The sequence below is a fragment of the Psychrobacter sanguinis genome (assembly GCF_020736705.1).
Classification (GTDB): Bacteria; Pseudomonadota; Gammaproteobacteria; order Pseudomonadales; family Moraxellaceae; genus Psychrobacter; species Psychrobacter sanguinis.
Genome location: NZ_CP085990.1, coordinates 2,936,334 through 2,955,025 on the forward strand (window position 1 = coordinate 2,936,334; position 18,692 = coordinate 2,955,025).

Consider the following 18,692-nt stretch of genomic DNA (forward strand, 5'->3'; position numbering starts at 1 on the left):
AGAATTCTATAGATTCATTTCAGCGACAATCATAAAGCATTAAAATACAATACTAAAGGCAGATTTTATATTTTTTATTTGACTGAATCTTACGGATTCAAAAACTAACGCTTAAACTAACTCATTAGTTACCTCATTAGCCTTTGCATAATATTTACTTAACAACCTCTGGATAATTTATGACCTCTATTAATTTTTGTTTACCGGATAACCTTACCCCTGAACAATTTCTAGCTGAATATTGGCAAAAAAAGCCACTGCTTATTAAGCAGGGTTTACCTCAACTAAAAGACATGTTTGAACCGGATGACATCTTGGGACTTAGTCTTGATGAAGCCGCTACCTCTCGCCTAATCACCCAAAATAACACCAATAATGGCGATCAATGGCAGCTGCAACAAAGCCCCTTGTCTGAGGAGATGTTTGATAATTTACCGGAACAATGGACGGTATTGGTTCAAAATTTAGAGCAATGGTCGCCAGAGCTTGGCCAACTGTGGAATGCGTTTAATTTTATACCGCAGTGGCAACGAGATGACATTATGGTGTCCTATGCCCCAAAAGGTGGCTCTGTGGGCAAGCATTATGACGAGTATGATGTGTTTTTGGCCCAAGGATTTGGCCATAGACGATGGCAATTGGGTAAATTCTGCAATGAAAGCACTGAATTTATCGAAAATCAGCCCATTCGTATCTTCGATGATATGGGTGAGATTATTTTTGATGAAATTTTAGAGCCCGGTGACGTGCTTTATGTTCCCCCTAAACTATCGCATTATGGCGTGGCTCAAGATGACTGTCTGACATTCTCGTTTGGCTTTAGACGTCCTAATCTAATGCAGGTGTTAGACAGTTTGGTCGATGCAGCAACGGGCGAACCGTCACTATTTGTACCTATGTTATTAGATCAACCGTTACAAACTGCTGGCAAGCTTGACCGTGATAGTATTACTCAGATTAAAGACCAATTACTTGAGCTACTGAAGTCTGAACAAGGTGATGAGCTTATCACTCAAGCCGTGAGTGAAGTAGTGAGTAAACGTCAGTACGAACTTTTGGTACCAGAAGATGCCATCGATGAAGAAGACTTACAACAAGCATTAGAACAAGGGGCTGTAATACGTACCGATTATAGTAGCCGTATAATCTATACTGTACTTAATGATGAGATAACTATATTTGCTAACGGTCAATTGCTTGATGACATTAATGATTCTGAAGCGTCTCTTTTAAAGCGTTTGGCTGATGCAGAATCGTTAACGCTTGAAGATTTAACGCAGGCCAATGTTGCCACTGTAACCGTTCTGAGTTGGCTTGAAAATAGCTGGGTATGGTTAGACTTCTAATGATATGATGGGTTTTTCTGCTAGGACTAGATGTAGAAATTGCCAGTGAAATGACTATGGGCTTATCGACTTTTATGGTTAGTAATTGCGATTGCTTACAGCGATGACACAGTGGCTTGAATATCAGTAATGATTTAACGGCATCTCATTATTAGTTTACATACGTAAACACAAAATGTTGGATTTACTTTTATAATGAAGATGAAAGCTTAGAGAATTTATTCCACTCTACCCGCTCATTTACTGATAACAATAAAGGATGATCACTATGTCAAACCCTACAGATAAAACTACGAAAATGGCACGCACTGATATCAATCAAGATCATTTAGAGAAAAAAGATCAGCAGCGTACTGATGATTCAGCTCTAGACATGATGCAAGGTATGCACGATCATGAAGAGCATGATACTCCAGAAGAAAAATAATCTCTTATGATTAACTGCTTTTACTATTAGTTAGTTCCTTATTTCATAAGAGAGATTATTTCTAGTATAAAACACGACCTGTTTATAACCCATAAAAAAGACGCTTAAATTAAGCGTCTTTTTTTATTTAAGCGGATAATTGGTTAAACTGTCACCGTTCATCTTACCTATAACTATAGTGAAAGAACTTATAAACTGTTACAAAGCCAAAGAAAATAAAAGAACAAAGTATCGATACACTGCAGACGCCAGTCTTTACGTTTACGCTTGATCCAAGCCCAGGCTTTTTCGATGGGATTTAAATCTGGGCTATAAGGTGGTAGCCATAAAATACAGTGTCCTGCATCATTAATAAGCTCTTGAATATCAAGTCTTTTATGAAAGGTGGCGTTGTCCATAACAACAACGCTGTTCTTAGGGAGGTTTGGCAGTAGCAATTGTGTCACCCAGCTATAGAAGACGTCGGCATTGACATTACAATCATAAAGGCCAATAGCGAATAGTTGATTATTGTGAATAGCACCGATAGCATTGGTTTGATTCTTTAGTTGCCAGTTATAACTGCCAAAGCACGGTTTGCCTTTATAGGAATAGCCGTGTGGTCGGTTCTCATGAGACTTAAAACCACTTTCGTCTAAATAAATAATAGCTCTATCGCTTTCTTTAAACTCAGACAGTTGTTCAAGAAACAGACGCCTTAGATCGTCATCTGCTTTAGGGTGATTTAGTGTCTTTTTTTTGAGTAATGCCGAGACGCTTGAGAGCTTTTCCTATGCCTCTGTCGCTACAGTTAAATCGCCTTGCTCGTTCATAATGATAGTCATCAGGATAGGCTTTGACATCTGCTATAAGGGCATCGTTGTCTATCTTACTGGGGATTCGTTTGCATTGTTTGCGCTCAAGCCGTTTCTTCCAGTTTTGTATACTGGTTGGGCTAATTTGATACTCTTCGGCTAACTCTCGAAAGCTGTAGCCTTCGTCAAGTTTGCTAAGAATCATTTGTCGGTAGTCTTTTGAATATGCCATAAGTTTTAGTGTACCACTTTATTCGTTCTTTGACTATATAAGTCTATTCTTCTTCACCTAAATGTAACAGCTGCTCGCTGATACCCACAGTATTAAATCCCGCATCTACGAATAAGATTTCCCCAGTGATACCAGAAGCCCACGGAGACAATAAAAATAAAGCAGCATTGCCCACTTCCATTTGATCAACATTACGCTGTAGGGGCGCAATCTTGGCATTAACGTCGAGCATTCTACGAAATGACTTAATGCCACTGGCTGCTAATGTGCGAATTGGGCCTGCCGAGATGGCATTGACTCTGATACCTTCACCCCCTAAAGAGGATGCCAAATAACGTACGCTGGCTTCTAGACTCGCCTTTGCCATGCCCATAACGTTATAGTTCGGAATAACGGCAGTGCTGCCTTGATAGGTTAGGGTTAATAAAGACCCTTGGCGTTTTGCCAGTAATTCACGTGAAGCGCGTGCCAAAGCGACGAAACTATAGGCCGAAATATCATGCGCGATGGCACTGCCTTCTCTACTCGTGACCTCGGTAAAGTCGCCGCTGAGCTCTTCGGCAGGCGCAAAGCCAATGGCATGCACCACCCCATCAATGCCATCTTCCCAGTGTTCAGCAACGGCAGCAAAGCAAGCTTCAATTTCTGCGTCAGAAGCAACATCACATGGCAATACTAAGTCTGCAGAAAACTGTTCAGCAGCCATATCTACCCGTTTTTTCATCTTTTCGTTAGGATACGTTAAAATCAATGAGGCCCCTTCCCTGTGCAGTGCTTCTGCAATGGCCCAAGCGATAGACAGCTTACTAGCAATGCCTGTCACTACAAATCTTTTACCTTGTAATAATTTCACAAACTACTCCCTTACTTTAATTTTTAATCCTCAAAACTAAAACATTTTTGAGGGGTGCCGTATTTTAACTCAATACTGGAAATAAACTAGTAAGCCAAAAACCAAATGTTATGCTCAATTATGAGGTTTTTTAACGCTTAACTGAAAAATACTCAGCAATTTTTTGACAAAGACCTTTACAATTTATTTGTAGCCGTTAAGCTATAGCATTCTTCTAATTTGCTACTTATAACTATGTGTGATTCTAATTCAAACGCTTCAAATTCAAATCTAGATCCTAGACTACCCAGTCCTGATTTATATGCCAATCTTATCGCTTCTACCGGTGAAGATTTAAGTCGACCTGGTTTACTTGATACGCCTACCCGTGCCGCTAAAGCATTTGGTTATTTAACTCAAGGCTACCATCAGACGCTCGAAGAAGTAACCAACAATGCGGTGTTCCCAACGGATAACCCTGAATTGGTGCTTATCCATAATATTGAGTTTTACTCATTATGTGAGCACCATCTTCTGCCATTTCATGGGGTAGCTCATGTGGGCTACCTACCTGATGGTAAAGTGATAGGTTTATCAAAAGTGGCCCGTATTATCGATATGTACGCGCGTCGTTTACAAATCCAAGAAAACTTAAGTCACCAAGTTGCTAGTGCCATTATGGAAGTGACAGGTTGCCGTGGTGTGGCTGTAGTGATGGATGCCTCGCATATGTGTATGATGATGCGTGGGGTCAACAAACAGCTTTCTAGCACTCGTACAACTGCTATGTTAGGGGACTTCAAAACAGACATGCAAGCCCGTAATGAGTTCTTAGCTGCCGTTCCTGCTTCTAAAATTTAAAACGGCTATAAAGGCCGATAGTTTATTAGATATTGGTCTATTGTTTAGAAATAACCTTATCAGTCTAGATAAACTGAGCAAAATCCTTACTCCGCACACTCGTTTCAATTAACAATTTTGAATACGGGTGCTGCGGCGCTCTAAATAAATCCTCAGTCGCCGCATATTCCACACACTCGCCCGCCTTAATGACCATAATGTTCTGGCATAGTGCCTGCACCACGTTTAAATCATGACTAATAAAAATATAACTTATGCCATACTGCTGCTGAATATCGCGCAGTAATTGCACTACGGCCACTTGATTACTGCTGTCTAATGCTGAGGTCGGCTCATCCAGGATAATGACTTTAGGGCGCATAATTAAAGCTCTTGCCAGTGCCACTCTTTGGCGCTGACCTCCAGACAATTCATGCGGATAGCGGTAGGCAAAACTCTCTGGCAAATGAACTGTCTTTAGAGCCTCCAAAACCGCCTTTTGTCGTTTAGGCTTTGACTCCCCTCTAATCAACAACCCCTCTTCGATAATCTGCATGATGCTAAATCGAGGGTTAATGCTAGCGAATGGATCTTGAAATACCATTTGGATGTTTGATCGAAATTGGCGAAGATTTTTATTGCTTAGGCTATTTATATCAACACCATCAACAATAATCTCCCCTTTTATTTCAGCTTGATTACTCAACAAGCGGCTCAAAGCTAAGGCAATGGTGGTTTTTCCAGATCCCGATTCGCCCACAATGCCCAATGAAGTGCCTTTTTGTAAGCTGAAACTTAAGGCCTTTACGGCTGTCATCCATTCGCTTACCCCGCCTAAGAGAGATTTCTTTTGAGGAAAAGCAATATTTAGCTGATTGACTGTAATGACAGGTGAGGTACTGATATCGTTATTAACTTTTAGAGGATCGCCAAAATCTTGGCTTATTAATGATTGAGTATAAGTGCTTTTAGGGTTGGTAAATATAGCGTTACTTGCCCCAGCTTCGACAACCTGTCCTTGCTGCATCACGATAATATTATTGCTATAACGGCGAACCAAGTTTAAGTCATGGCTAATCAGCAGCATTGCCATACCATGCTGCTGTTTTAGCCTATTCAGCAGCTCTAATATCTCATGTTGCAAGCTAACATCTAAAGCAGTGGTAGGCTCATCAGCAATTAGTACATCTGGATTTTGAGCCAATGCCATGGCAATCATGACCCGCTGCCGCTGTCCCCCTGATAGCTCGTGAGGATATCGATTTAGCTTGGTATCAGGCGCTTTGATATTAACGTCATTTAACAGTTGAATGATTTTTTGTTTAATTTGTGATTTTGGGGTGCCTGCCAGACGCAAACTCTCGGCTATCTGCTTCCCCACTGTATGTAGCGGATTCAAAGCAGTCATCGGCTCTTGAAACACGATGGCTATTTTAGCCCCTCTTATCTGTTTTAGCTGCTTGTCAAATTTGGCGGTGTTATTGCGACTGTCAAAATCTTGACCGATAGGCAGTACGCCTACCCCTCGCAATTCGACTTTACCTTGAACGCTTAGACTATCAGGCAACAATCCTAACAATGCTAGACTGGAAATAGATTTGCCAGATCCGGACTCACCCACTATGGCCAGCGTTTCACCTTGATACAGTTGATACGAAAGGTTATGCACCAAAGTCTGCTGTTTGTTGGCAATGTTAAGATTAGAGACAGTCAATACAGGTTCCATAATTTCCTGCTGCTTCAATTTTTGGACGGCAGAGTCTGATAAACGGTGTCCCACTGAATTGCTTTTATTATGACTGTTCAGCATAAAGTCTGTCTCAAAAATAGTCTTAACCGTAATTTACCTCAAATTGGCTTTATTTAATACCCGTAACAACCTAACTTATTTCAATCACGGCTTTGGTACCTGCCCAAACCATTGTCTTACTATGGGCTAAGACTGAGTTTCCATAATACGCTGTGAAGATAGAAAGGTGTCTACCACTTTATATTGGCCTGACGTGGTTTCCTCTCCATACATCGCTTGCCTAAAGGCATTTGAGTCTTCAATTCCTGAGGTATACCAAGCAATGTGTTTGCGTGCAATACGACACCCTGAATATTCACCATAAAAGTCATACAACTCTTCTAAATGAGTCAATACAATTTCTTTAAGCTGCTCTATATTTGGGCTTGGTAGCACCTCACCCGTTTGCAAATAATGAGCAATATCACGAAATAACCAAGGCTGACCTTGCGCTGCTCGTCCTATCATGATGGCATCGCAGCCCGTTTGGTTATACACTTCGATCGATTTTTGTGGACTGTCGATATCACCATTGGCTATCACTGGAATATTAACCAGCTGTTTTACCTCTCGTATCAAATCATATCGGGCGTTACCGCCATACTTATCTTCACGGGTACGACCATGAATGGCAATGGCTGCAATACCTGCTTCTTCGGCACGTTTAGCCACACGTAAAATATTCTCTTGTCCATTCTCATAACCCAGACGTGTTTTTAAAGTCACTGGGGCATCGACGGCAGCAACCGTCGCATCCAAAAGCCTAGCCACTAAGTCTTCGTCTTTTAGTAAAGCAGAGCCTGCCAGCTTACGACATACTTTTTTGGCCGGACAACCCATATTAATATCAATAATCTGTGCGCCGTTGTTGACTTGATACTGAGCTGCTTCTGCCAGTTTATCCACATCAGCCCCAGCAATTTGAGCGGATATAGGGGCAATCTCCCCATCAAAGTTGGCTCTAAACAATGACTTTTTATGCGCATACAAAGTGGCATCTGCGGTCATCATTTCACTCACAGCATGCCCTGCCCCAAATGACTTGCATAGGCGTCGAAACGGATTGTCGGTCACGCCCGCCATGGGAGCAACCATCAAGCGGTTTTTAATCTCTAATCCACCGATATAGAGCGGCTGTAATAAAGGATGGGTATTAGTTTCGGTATTCAAAGTCATTTTAGAGGCCATTTAACAGCTTGAGATAATGAGAGCTATCACCTGACATGCTGGTGATAAGCATAATTGCCAGTGATAAGTCTCAAAAAGGGCTTACTCTTATTCAGAGCAAGCCCGTATTGTAAAGATTCACCATTAAAACTCAAGTTTTAAAAGGTTAATCGACGCACGCTATGTTAGTCTTTATCAAATTCACTGGTAGACTCAACTATCAATCCTTCATCATGTTGCTCCATACGCCAAGGCAAGCTGTCAGGAGACACGTCAAGGAAGTGCAAGTATTTTTCAAACTGATCAATAATGTCATTGATAACTGCATCTGGCTGATAGCCATACAAGTCGTAAGTTTGACCCCCACGGCGAAGATAAACTTCAGCACGATAACGGTGAGACTGCGTCACTTTGTTATCAGTGTCGTCATAGTAACCTGGTATTTCGTGTTGCCCTAGGCGTACTTCATACCAGAAATCGACTTCATCACCACGTTTTAGCTCTAAATTAGCCCGGCTATTTACCTCATCAAACTCTGCACTTGCCTCCCAGCCTGAGTCCATAAACTTACTGGCCACTTCTTGCATAGCGGGTTCGACAGTATTTTTAATATAGACTAATACCTCTTCTTTAGTAGGCTGCTTCGTTAAATAATCGATGCGATCACGCCAAGAGCTGGGGGCCAACAAATGAGGAGGTACCCGATTATCCTGAGCCAAGCTATCCGTACGGTGCTCTTCGATAATAAGGGCTCGCCACATGCCGCCCATTGAAATGAGTAAGATAATGGCAAACGGTAAAGCACTGACGATAGCCACTGTTTGAAGTGCTGTCAGACCACCGGCTAATAATAACACCGAGGCCACAACACCTTGAATCACTACCCAGAAAGTACGTTGCCATGGCGGCGTAGGACGACCACCTGAAGCAATAGAATCAATAACCAATGACCCAGAGTCCGAGGAAGTTACGAAGAACGTCATGATCAACAGTACCGTCAAATAAGACGCCACTTGGGTAAACGGCAATGCTTCAAATAGCTTAAATAACGCCACTGATTTATCAGCTTGAACATCACCAATCAAGGTGTCTAGCCCTTCAACCATGATTAGATTAAGTGCGGTGTCACCAAAGACAGCAAACCAGAAGAAGGTAAAGATAACCGGAACAAATAACACCCCAAGCACAAACTGACGGATGGTACGTCCACGGCTAATATTAGCAATAAAGGTACCCACAAAAGGTGACCACGCAATGGTCCACGCAAAAATAAATAAAGTCCAACTGGCTATCCAATCACTATGAACATAAGCCTGTAAACTAAAAGTACGTTCGACAATATTACTTAAATAACTGCCCGTATTTTCCATAAAGGCATTTAAGATAAAAACACTGGGTCCAGCGATAAACACAAATAGCATTAATGCCGTCGCCAATAAGACGTTAAGCATGGACAACCGCTTAATGCCCTTATCCATACCTGCCAGTACTGAAAACAAAGCGGCCATCGTAATAATAGCAATTGTGATTATTTGTACTGTGGTACTAATGGGGATTGTATCAGGTAATAAATAATTTAATCCTGAGTTAATCTGTGATACCGATAGCCCAAGCGTAGTCGCGACCCCGAATATGGTGGCCAATAACGCAATGACATCGACGCCATGACCAATAGGCCCATAAATTTTATCGCCTATCAGCGGATATAAAGTAGATCGCATTGACAAGGGTAACCCATGTCTAAAACCAAAGTAAGCCAATACCAGACCGGCAAAGGTGTAAATTGCCCAAGTATGTAGCCCCCAGTGGAAATAAGCGATTTGCATCGCCTCTTTGGCAGCCGCCACAGTTTCAGGCGGCGAGTTTGGCGGTTGAGCAAAATGCATGACGGGCTCGGCAACCCCATAAAACAGCAAAGCAATACCATAGCCTGCCGAAAACAACATCGCAAACCACTCACTGAACTTATAGTCAGGTTCTGAATGGTCAGGACCAAGTTTAATATTGCCGTAAGACGAGAATGCAAGAACTAAAATAAAGATTAGAAACAGGGCCACCGCCAACATATAAAACCAACCAAAAGTAGTGGTAGTATAGTTGAGAACTTGGCCAAACAGCTCGTCCGCTGCTTCAGGATTAGAAATAGTACCAATGACCAATAGTACGAGTACAATGACAGCCGGTGCAAACACCGGCATTAGAATGGTTGATTTCCAGGATTTAGACATAGTGACTTATATTTTCTATTTTCTAAATTAAAATTACTGGATAAACCCTGATAGCAGTAAAAGGCCCAAAGTCCACCGTTAACCGAATGTTTAAACGGTGTCTTGGTTTTAATAATTAGACCCCTATTCAACTACACAGAACTCTATCTTAGTAATGAATGGTGGTAAGTGTGTATCGCTTTTAGTATGGCCTATTGAGACATGTTGAGACCGTCACTCAAAAGCGATACCTGAAAGAATGCAAGCAATAGTAACTACCACTACTTGCAAATATTGATGACAATGACACTAAGCCTGTTCAATAGCCTCAGCAAGCTGCTTCGCTTGTTGGACAAGCTCAGCCATGTCTGCTTGCTTCGCAGCATGCTTACCGAGTTCATGAATATTAGTAGGTATAAGATGCACATGATAATGGAAAACAGTTTGACCTGCCTCTGCCCCATTTAACTGCATCTGAATAATGCCTTCTCGATCAAACACTTTACGCTGCGCTTGCATTACTTTTTTGGCAGTCATTAATACTGCACTGGCATACTCAGGCTCTAGCTGCGACAATTCAACAGCTTTTTGTTTAGGAATAACCAATACATGGCCTTTGGCTTGTGGCATGATGTCCATAAAGGCCAAAGTTTTATCGTCCTCATAGACCTTATGACAAGGAATCTCTCCCAATAGCATCTTGGCAAAAATATTGTCTTCCTGATACGCTTTTACAGTCATGCTTAAGTCCTTATATTATTTTGATGGTTTAACCATTTAATAGTTTAGTGCTTCAATTCAATAAGTTAAGTTCAATTGTTATCTATTCAGTATGACACTGGACCAATAATTAATTTAGCTTAACTTATTTGCTTTTATTCAACACTAACTGCCGATAAGTTGCAACTTCAGTATCGGATTAACATAGAAATCTATATCATAAAAAAAGAGACCGCAATGCAGTCTCTTCTTATTTTGACAAGCCCCTGTTTTTAACGAGCTACAGTTTTAAAGGTCTCGTTTATACAGCTTGTTTGAGCTTGTCTAAAACACTCGGTTCAAGCCATTTAAGGCTGCAACACGATAAGCTTCCGCCATAGTCGGATAGTTGAAAGTAGTATTCACGAAGTAGTCAAGTGTACCGTGAAGTTTCATTACCGCCTGACCAATATGAATAATCTCTGAAGCATGGTTACCGTAACAATGGATGCCCAAGATTTCTAATGTCTCGCGGTGGAATAAGATCTTCAATACCCCTGAGCGCTCTCCAATGATTTGAGCACGGGCCAAATGTTTAAAGAAAGCTTGTCCGACTTCATAAGGCACTTTCTCATCGGTAAGCTCTTGCTCAGTTTTACCAATACTCGAAATCTCAGGAATGGTATAAATACCCGTTGGTACACTCGATACCGGCTCAGCATCTTTATCGCCTACCATGAATGCCGCCGCACAACGGCCTTGGTCATAAGCGGCTGAAGCCAATGACGGCCAGCCAATAACATCCCCTGCTGCATAAATGTTATCGATTTCGGTGCAGTAAGTGTCATCAACCTTCAATTGACCACGATTATTCGCTTTAAGACCAATGGCTTCAAGATTCAAGCTTTCTGTATTTCCTGAACGGCCGTTCGACCATAAGATAGCGTCAGACTTGATTTTCTTACCACTCTTCAAGTGCAGCACCACATAATCGTCATAGGTTTCTAGCTTCTCAATTTCTTCGTTATGTCTGACTAATACACCAAACTGTCTAAAGTCATGTGCTAAAGCATCACTAATCTCTTTATCTAAGTAGCTTAATAACTCATCATGGTTATTGATTAAATCCACTTTGTAACCAAGACCTGTAAAGATTGATGCATATTCACAGCCAATGACACCGGCGCCATAAATAATAATCTTTCTGACCACATAATCCATTTGCAAGATTTTGTCAGAATCGAAAACACGAGGATGATCAAAATCTAGTAAATCAGGACGATAAGGACGGCTACCGACGGTGATAATGGCTTTGTTAAAGGAGATGGTTTCATAGCCTGTACCATCCCCTAATTCAATATGAAGCGTGTGCTTATCTACGAAACTTGCCCAACCATGACGAACCTCAATTTGATTACGCTCATAAAAGCGGGTATGGGTATCAACCTGAGTACGAATCACTTTACGCGCATTGGTTAATACCTTATTCAAAGGCACTTGATAATAATCTAAGCCCTGTGAAAATAGAGGATCACGGCGATAGTTGATAAGGTTAAACACAGACTGACGTAATGCTTTACTTGGGATTGTTCCTACGTGAGCTGAGTTACCACCCACTTGGTTGCGCGGGTCAACCACCACTACTTTTTTACCAGATTTTGCTAGCTTCATCGCGGCGGCTTCACCGGCTGGACCAGCACCAATAACGACGGCATCATATTCATATTCATGTTGGTCGGTTTTGATGCGTTCAGAGCCACTAATAAGGGTAGACTTGACACGAATACGGTCATTGTCTAAAGGACTAATTAAGTTAGGATGAAACAAATGATCGTCTTCTAGTGAAGCAGTACTTTGTCTAACCATAGATTGGTTCAGTGAAGGACCTACGCTTGGCGCACTACCACTGTCTTGATTAGATACTTCAATATCTTGTTTGTCGTCATTAATATCGTTGGTTTCATCACCTTTATGCTTCTTTGACATATCATCCTCTTTAATTTTGTATTGCTTAAGTTTTTCACGGGGTATTACAATGGCCAAGCCACGAAACATAATATTTTCGCGCTTGGCTTAAGGTATTTCAAAAGTTTGGCGCTATTATAGCAACTTCAGCGCTTAAGGTCATTGCGAAAGTCATTATCCAATACGACGTTTTAACCCTGTTATCTGTAAAATTCGCGTCGCAATCTCTTCCACTGACATTTCTGATACATTTAGACTAGGGATATTTTGAGTCATATAAATGGCCTGAATAGCACGCTGCTCTTCCTCACACTGTTTGTAACTGGCATATCGACTGCCTGCTCTACGCTCTTGACGGATTTTTTGTAGTCGCTCTGTGTCAATAATTAGACCAAATAACTTACCGCGGTACGGTTGTAACGCTTTAGGCAATTGGTTATCAAATAAATCGTCTTCGGTTAATGGATAGTTTGCAGCACGAATACCGAACTGTAGCGCCAGATATAAAGAGGTCGGTGTTTTACCCGAGCGAGACACCCCAATTAAGATAATATCCGCCATATCGTAGTGACGTGTACGCGCGCCATCATCGTTGTCTAGTGCAAAGTGCACCGCATCGATACGAGATTTATAAGTCTCTGAATCCACATCATCATGGGCATGACCTGAGTGGCCGTCAGGTTCCACCCCAATTTCATCAGTAATGCGGCCGATTAGGCCTTCATACATATCGAGATTACACGCCTGTGCTGAATTAACAATCTCACGGATATCAGGGTCAACGATGGTATCGAATACCAACGGTAAAATACCGGTGTTTTGATAAGCTTTATTAATATGCTCGACCGCAGCTTGCGCAGTCTCTATAGTATCTACATAAGGAATGACACGGGTCTCAAACGGAACACTGGCGAATTGACTTAATATAGAACGCCCCAAAGTTTCAGCAGTAATGGCCGTGCCATCAGATATGAAAAAAGCCACACGGATAACTTGTGGCTTATCTACGGCTAAAGCACTGCGGTTTTGGATGGTGGGTTTTGCAGATAACGTGTTAATTAGGTTTTCCATAAATTTCCTTAACTGAATCATAAAGATTGATAACTAAAGTTTGAGCAGATAATATCTATGTATTGTTAGTTGTCATGTTATCAAAAAACACCGTACTAAGCTGTGTTATAACTTTAACAATGCTTAAATAATGCGTACTTTTAAACAATCGTTACTTTTTTAACCGCCTCTTTACTTGAGCAAATAGTTATTGTTACAATCAAGTTTACTATAACAATATTAACTATCGACTGTGTCTAGATAATATTGAGCGTCAGCATTGTCGACTGTCGGTAAGTAGAACGTCACTACGGTTTATTAAAGTTTATAGCCCCCTAAGAACCGAACATTAAAACAGGTCTGCTATATTTATTTGGTGGTGGTTCAAAAAGTAGGCTGATTAAAATTTGAACAATTTTTGAAGCTTTGAAAGCCATATAGAACCTGAGAACTTAGCATAGACTTCCTATTGACTTTTAGCACCAGCCTAATTTTTTTTAGAACACCACCATTTATTTTACTAACAATATTCTATTTTTTCTTATAAAAAACCAATCAACAACTCACCATAGATATATAAAATACGATATATTTAATAAATAAATAGTCTTTTAGAATTATGGTGCCACCCCTCCTAAAACATCACTTCTGTATTTTGCCTCATGGACTCCTAATTGAGTTAAATGTTATAGTCGCCTCACACCCGATTACCGTAGATAGCAATCATTAAAGTTTTGCCATTTTTAATACTTTCAAAGGCCTGTAATAAAGCACCCTATGAAAGCTTAAATGGGCATTTCTTTACTCATACAATCGAATCGTATAATTCGTGCTTACCTATACACAAATTAGATGAATAGCGGTATAATTTAAAAAAATAACCTTATTTCCTGGAGTTATCATGACAGCACCGCAAGTTATTACCCTAGACAAGTTAGGCAAAAACGACGTCGATATCGTGGGCGGTAAAAACGCTTCACTAGGCGAAATGATTAGCCACTTATCAGACCTTGGGGTTAGCGTACCTGGCGGCTTTGCAACCACTGCCGATGCATTTAATAACTTTCTGACTGAAACTGGTCTTTTGGACAAAATCAACAACGAACTAAAAGCGTTAGACGTTGATGATGTTAAAAAGTTAACTGAAACTGGTGAGAAGATTCGTAACTGGATCATCGAGCAAGAACTGCCTAAATCACTTGAGCAAGAAATCCGTGATGCTTTTGAAGTGATGAGTGAAGGTGAAGATATTGCGGTTGCTGTTCGTTCATCTGCTACTGCAGAAGACTTACCAGACGCCTCATTCGCAGGTCAGCAAGAGACTTATCTAAACATCCGTGGTATTGAGAACGTTTTAATTGCGATTAAAGAAGTATTCTCTTCTTTATATAATGACCGCGCTATCGCATATCGTGTACACCAAGGCTTTGAACATGCTGGTGTTGCTTTATCAGCAGGTATCCAGCGTATGGTTCGCTCAGAAACCGGTGCAGCGGGCGTTATGTTTACTCTAGACACTGAGAGTGGCTTTGATGAAGTAGTATTCATCACTTCAAGCTATGGTCTTGGTGAAATGGTTGTACAGGGTGCTGTTAACCCAGACGAATTCTATCTATCTAAAGCGTTATTAGCAGACAATAAGCCTGCGGTTATTCGCCGTAACTTAGGTAGTAAGCACCAGAAAATGATTTATGGTGACGAAGGCAGTACTACCCGCTCTGTTAAAACAGTGGAAGTTGAAAAAGAAGATCGTAACCAGTTCTCTTTAACCACTGAAGAGTTAACAGAACTTGCTAAGCAAGCATTGACTATTGAGAAGCACTACGGTCAGCCAATGGATATCGAGTGGGCCAAAGACGGTGACTCAGGTAAACTATTTATCGTTCAAGCACGTCCAGAGACTGTTAAGAGTCGTCAAGACCGTAACGTGATGGAACGCTATATTATTCAAAGTAAAGATGCCAAAGTTCTTTGTGAAGGTCGTTCAATCGGTCAACGCGTAGGCTCAGGTAAAGTACGTGTTGTGAACAGTATTCATGAAATGGATAAAGTTCAAGTAGGTGACGTTCTTGTTTCTGATATGACTGACCCAGATTGGGAACCAGTTATGAAGCGTGCTTCAGCTATTATTACCAACCGTGGTGGTCGTACTTGTCACGCTGCAATTATCGCTCGTGAGCTAGGCGTACCAGCAATCGTTGGCTGTGGTAATGCTACTGAAGTATTGTCTGATGGCCAAGAAGTAACCGCATCATGTGCGGAAGGTGATACAGGCTTTATCTACGAAGGCATGCTAGATTTTGAAGTTCAAAGCAATTCTATTGATGCCATGCCAGAACTTCCTTTCAAAGTTATGATGAACGTGGGTAACCCAGACCGTGCTTTCTCATTTGCACAAATTCCAAACGCAGGTGTGGGTCTAGCCCGTTTAGAATTCATCATCAACCGTATGATTGGTGTGCATCCTAAAGCCCTATTAAACATGAATTCTTTACCACGTGAAGTGTCTCAAGCCATTAAAGAACGTATTTCAGGCTATGCTTCACCGGTTGATTTCTACGTTGATAAATTGGTTGAAGGTATTGCTACACTAGCCGTTGCTTTCAGAAAGCAGCCAGTTATCGTTCGTATGTCTGACTTTAAGTCTAACGAATACGCTAACTTGATTGGTGGTAAACTATACGAGCCTTCAGAAGAAAACCCAATGCTTGGTTTCCGTGGTGCGAGCCGCTATGTTTCTGATAACTTCCGTGACTGCTTTGAATTAGAGTGTCGTGCTCTAAAACGTGTTCGTGACGATATGGGCTTAACCAATGTTAAGATTATGATTCCATTCGTACGTACCACTAAAGAGGCTACTGAAGTAGTAGAAATCCTAGGTAAAAACGGCTTGAAGCGTGGCGAAAACGGTCTTGAGTTAATCATGATGTGTGAGCTACCAACTAACGCCCTATTGGCTGAAGAGTTCTTAGAGCACTTCGATGGTTTCTCAATCGGTTCAAACGACTTAACTCAGTTAACACTAGGTCTAGACCGTGACTCAGGTATCGTATCTCACTTATTTGATGAGCGTGATGCTGCAGTTAAGAAACTATTGTCAATGGCTATCACTGAATGTCGTAAACAAGGCAAATATGTGGGTATCTGTGGCCAAGGCCCATCAGACCATCCAGATTTAGCTTACTGGTTAATGGAAAAGGGCATTAGCTCAGTATCATTAAACCCAGATTCAGTACTAGATACTTGGATGTTCTTAGCAAATGACGCCAACGCTAATGCCAACGTTGTTGCTAAATAACCTCTAAAGACTTACTTTACTGTCTAAAATGAGGGTTATTGGTTATCAATAGCTCCTATAGCGGCCACAATTATCAACTTTCATTGATTATTGTGGTCGTTTTCATTTAATATTCTAAATAAATATTAAAATTCATAATATTAAAATCTTTCTTTTTAGCTCAGTGTCATCAATTACTAATTAGCCTTAATTACTGTTTGATTTTTTAGCTATGATTAGCTTTATGATATTTATTATTTTGTGATAATTATTGTTTCATAAAAATCGTTCACTTTGCTTTTAAGTACAGATTTTAATTTTATAAAAGGTTGTTATACAAATGCAGATTTATTTGGCTAGAAATCAGGTTCAAGCAGGCCCTTACACCCTTGCCGAGCTTAATAATATGCTTGCTACCGGACAGGTAGAATTGGGTGATCTTATGTGGCATGCTGGTATGGAACAATGGAAGCCAGTGGGTGAAATGACCCAAGGTCAGTTTCACTATAATCCGAATGCTTCAGCCTCACCTAATACCCCGCCTAGAAGAGTCTCGGTTGCTGAGCTTTATGGCAAAAAAGAGCCCCAATCTGATCTAAAGCAAGTCACAGATCTTTCTAAATCCCCACCCGCCTCTGCCCATAATAAAACTATTAAGGCACGGCCCTTTAATAATACAACAGATGAATTGGCCACCATTAGCAATCGAGTACTGGCTGTAATTATTGACTCTCTATTATTGATGGCCTGCTATTTACCTTTCTTATCAGGATTAAATTACGATTTTGATAAAATAACTGCTACTGCGGGTGATATGGATAAAATGACCCAATTGGCACAGTCCGTACCTGAACATTTAAGTTCAATGAGCTCGCTTATGTTTTTGGCTCTATTTGCGGTTCAATTGGTTCTGCTATTAAGAAAAGGACAAACCATTGGCAAGCTAGTGATGGGTATTAGAATTGTCGATGTGCAAAGCAGAAGACTGGCCTCTGCTACCAATATTATTTTATGGCGTAGTCTTGTGACTTCTGCTTTATATGTTCTACCTATGGTTGGCCCTATCATACTTATCGCTGATTTTGTCATAATGGTAACCAACAAACAGCGTCGTAGTCTTCATGATAAGTTTGCCAAAACGATGGTAGTTAAAGCAAAGCCCGATCAGCTTAAAAAATAAGATACTTCGATAATAAAACCATGAAGGATTAATTTTAGCCATTGTTTACTGTTTAAATTATCTATTATTTGAATTATGTACTGCCTATAGTGTGTTTTTAACAATAGTAAGTCCTTTATCTGTCTAATACCGCTTGTTTCCAGTACTTTGTATTGTAATCTTGGCTTAAGTTTGTTAAAATTGTCCGCTTTAATTTGCACACAAATATAATATTCCAAATTTGTGTTGATGACGTTATTTAATGCCAGAGTATGCGTTTAAACTGTTCTTAGAACAAGTTTAATCACCATACTCCTCTTGTTGAACTGGCTGCTTTAACAGGGCATAAATAACGTTACTATAGCTAACTTAAGCTAGCCAATGGATAGTCTCAGATCCATAATGGCTAAAGTAGGCAAACTTATTATCCTCTAGCGTTAGATGGATTGATAAGTTTTGTGTAAATTTATAAATATAATTTTGAGTCGATCAGTTTTTACTATAAACTATTGATTTTTATATTCATCAGTATTTATTACTGAGTCCTAATTTAGTAATTAAACTCTACCAAGGAGACATCCGTGGCTAACTCAGCACAAGCTCGTAAACGCGCTCGTCAAAACAACACTCGTCGTCAGCACGCTGCATCACAGCGTTCAATGATCCGTACATACATCAAAAAAGTAGATGCCGCTATTCTTGCTGGTGACTACGAAGCAGCTACTGCCGCTTATAACAAAGCAGTACCTGTTATTGACCGTATGGCTGACAAAGGCGTTATCCATAAGAACAAAGCTGCTCGTCATAAGAGCCGTTACAACAAAGCAATTAAAGCACTTAAAGCTTAATTGATTCGTTGTAAATAAAAAGAAGCCCCTAACTCAGTGAGAGTTAGGGGCTTCTTTTTT

General features: G+C 40.6%; 15 protein-coding genes. 6 read left to right on the forward strand and 9 right to left on the reverse strand.

Features of this window, described 5'->3' with window-relative positions; all coding sequences use genetic code 11:
* The first annotated feature begins 179 nt into the window (after positions 1-179).
* Both LK453_RS12355 and LK453_RS12360 read left to right on the forward strand, forming a co-directional pair.
* Positions 180-1,346 carry a ribosomal protein uL16 3-hydroxylase gene (locus tag LK453_RS12355; RefSeq protein ID WP_201530111.1) on the forward strand — a complete coding sequence of 389 codons (1,167 nt, stop codon included), beginning with the start codon at positions 180-182 and terminating at the stop codon, positions 1,344-1,346.
* 268 nt (positions 1,347-1,614) lie between these two features.
* A complete protein-coding gene (locus tag LK453_RS12360; RefSeq protein WP_167896339.1) occupies positions 1,615-1,773 on the forward strand; it encodes a hypothetical protein in 159 nt (52 codons plus the stop codon).
* Between the two features lie 188 nt (positions 1,774-1,961).
* Here LK453_RS12360 and LK453_RS12365 read toward each other — a convergent pair whose 3' ends face one another.
* Genes LK453_RS12365 through LK453_RS12375 form a run of 3 tightly spaced genes read right to left on the reverse strand, consistent with a single transcriptional unit; the run spans position 1,962 to position 3,652 of the window.
* Positions 1,962-2,465 carry an IS630 family transposase gene (locus tag LK453_RS12365; RefSeq protein ID WP_227954078.1) on the reverse strand — a complete coding sequence of 168 codons (504 nt, stop codon included), beginning with the start codon at positions 2,463-2,465 and terminating at the stop codon, positions 1,962-1,964.
* Positions 2,466-2,487: 22 nt separating this feature from the next.
* Complete coding sequence (locus LK453_RS12370) at positions 2,488-2,799, reverse strand: IS630 transposase-related protein (protein ID WP_201535551.1); 312 nt, start codon at positions 2,797-2,799, stop codon at positions 2,488-2,490.
* A gap of 43 nt (positions 2,800-2,842) precedes the next feature.
* The gene (locus tag LK453_RS12375) at positions 2,843-3,652 is read right to left on the reverse strand and encodes an enoyl-ACP reductase FabI (protein ID WP_007393733.1); all 810 of its coding nucleotides are present in this window, start codon (positions 3,650-3,652) and stop codon (positions 2,843-2,845) included.
* A gap of 234 nt (positions 3,653-3,886) precedes the next feature.
* On the opposite strand from LK453_RS12375, the gene folE reads away from it, so the two are divergent.
* On the forward strand, positions 3,887-4,492 hold the full coding sequence (folE, locus tag LK453_RS12380; RefSeq protein ID WP_007393734.1) for a GTP cyclohydrolase I FolE: 606 nt from the start codon (positions 3,887-3,889) through the stop codon (positions 4,490-4,492).
* A gap of 64 nt (positions 4,493-4,556) precedes the next feature.
* Here folE and LK453_RS12385 read toward each other — a convergent pair whose 3' ends face one another.
* The 6 genes from LK453_RS12385 to ppsR form a co-directional block, all read right to left on the reverse strand.
* The gene (locus LK453_RS12385) at positions 4,557-6,281 is read right to left on the reverse strand and encodes an ABC transporter ATP-binding protein (RefSeq protein ID WP_201530109.1); all 1,725 of its coding nucleotides are present in this window, start codon (positions 6,279-6,281) and stop codon (positions 4,557-4,559) included.
* Positions 6,282-6,407: 126 nt separating this feature from the next.
* Entirely contained in the window at positions 6,408-7,448 is a 1,041-nt protein-coding gene (gene dusB / locus LK453_RS12390) for a tRNA dihydrouridine synthase DusB (RefSeq protein ID WP_007393736.1), read from the reverse strand.
* A 164-nt stretch (positions 7,449-7,612) separates the two neighbouring features.
* A complete protein-coding gene (locus tag LK453_RS12395; protein ID WP_201530108.1) occupies positions 7,613-9,655 on the reverse strand; it encodes a BCCT family transporter in 2,043 nt (680 codons plus the stop codon).
* Positions 9,656-9,943: 288 nt separating this feature from the next.
* Positions 9,944-10,375: an HIT family protein gene (locus LK453_RS12400; protein WP_201530107.1), complete on the reverse strand. Its 432-nt coding sequence runs from the start codon at positions 10,373-10,375 to the stop codon at positions 9,944-9,946.
* Positions 10,376-10,678: 303 nt separating this feature from the next.
* On the reverse strand, positions 10,679-12,199 hold the full coding sequence (sthA, locus tag LK453_RS12405; RefSeq protein ID WP_379652730.1) for a Si-specific NAD(P)(+) transhydrogenase: 1,521 nt from the start codon (positions 12,197-12,199) through the stop codon (positions 10,679-10,681).
* Positions 12,200-12,472: 273 nt separating this feature from the next.
* Complete coding sequence (ppsR, locus tag LK453_RS12410; protein WP_201537966.1) at positions 12,473-13,369, reverse strand: posphoenolpyruvate synthetase regulatory kinase/phosphorylase PpsR; 897 nt, start codon at positions 13,367-13,369, stop codon at positions 12,473-12,475.
* 880 nt (positions 13,370-14,249) lie between these two features.
* On the opposite strand from ppsR, the gene ppsA reads away from it, so the two are divergent.
* From ppsA to rpsT, 3 genes are all read left to right on the forward strand, one after another.
* Positions 14,250-16,646 carry a phosphoenolpyruvate synthase gene (ppsA, locus tag LK453_RS12415; RefSeq protein WP_201541652.1) on the forward strand — a complete coding sequence of 799 codons (2,397 nt, stop codon included), beginning with the start codon at positions 14,250-14,252 and terminating at the stop codon, positions 16,644-16,646.
* 319 nt (positions 16,647-16,965) lie between these two features.
* The gene (locus LK453_RS12420; RefSeq protein WP_201530103.1) at positions 16,966-17,805 is read left to right on the forward strand and encodes an RDD family protein; all 840 of its coding nucleotides are present in this window, start codon (positions 16,966-16,968) and stop codon (positions 17,803-17,805) included.
* Between the two features lie 560 nt (positions 17,806-18,365).
* The gene (rpsT, locus tag LK453_RS12425) at positions 18,366-18,632 is read left to right on the forward strand and encodes a 30S ribosomal protein S20 (RefSeq protein WP_007393743.1); all 267 of its coding nucleotides are present in this window, start codon (positions 18,366-18,368) and stop codon (positions 18,630-18,632) included.
* Positions 18,633-18,692: the final 60 nt, after the last annotated feature.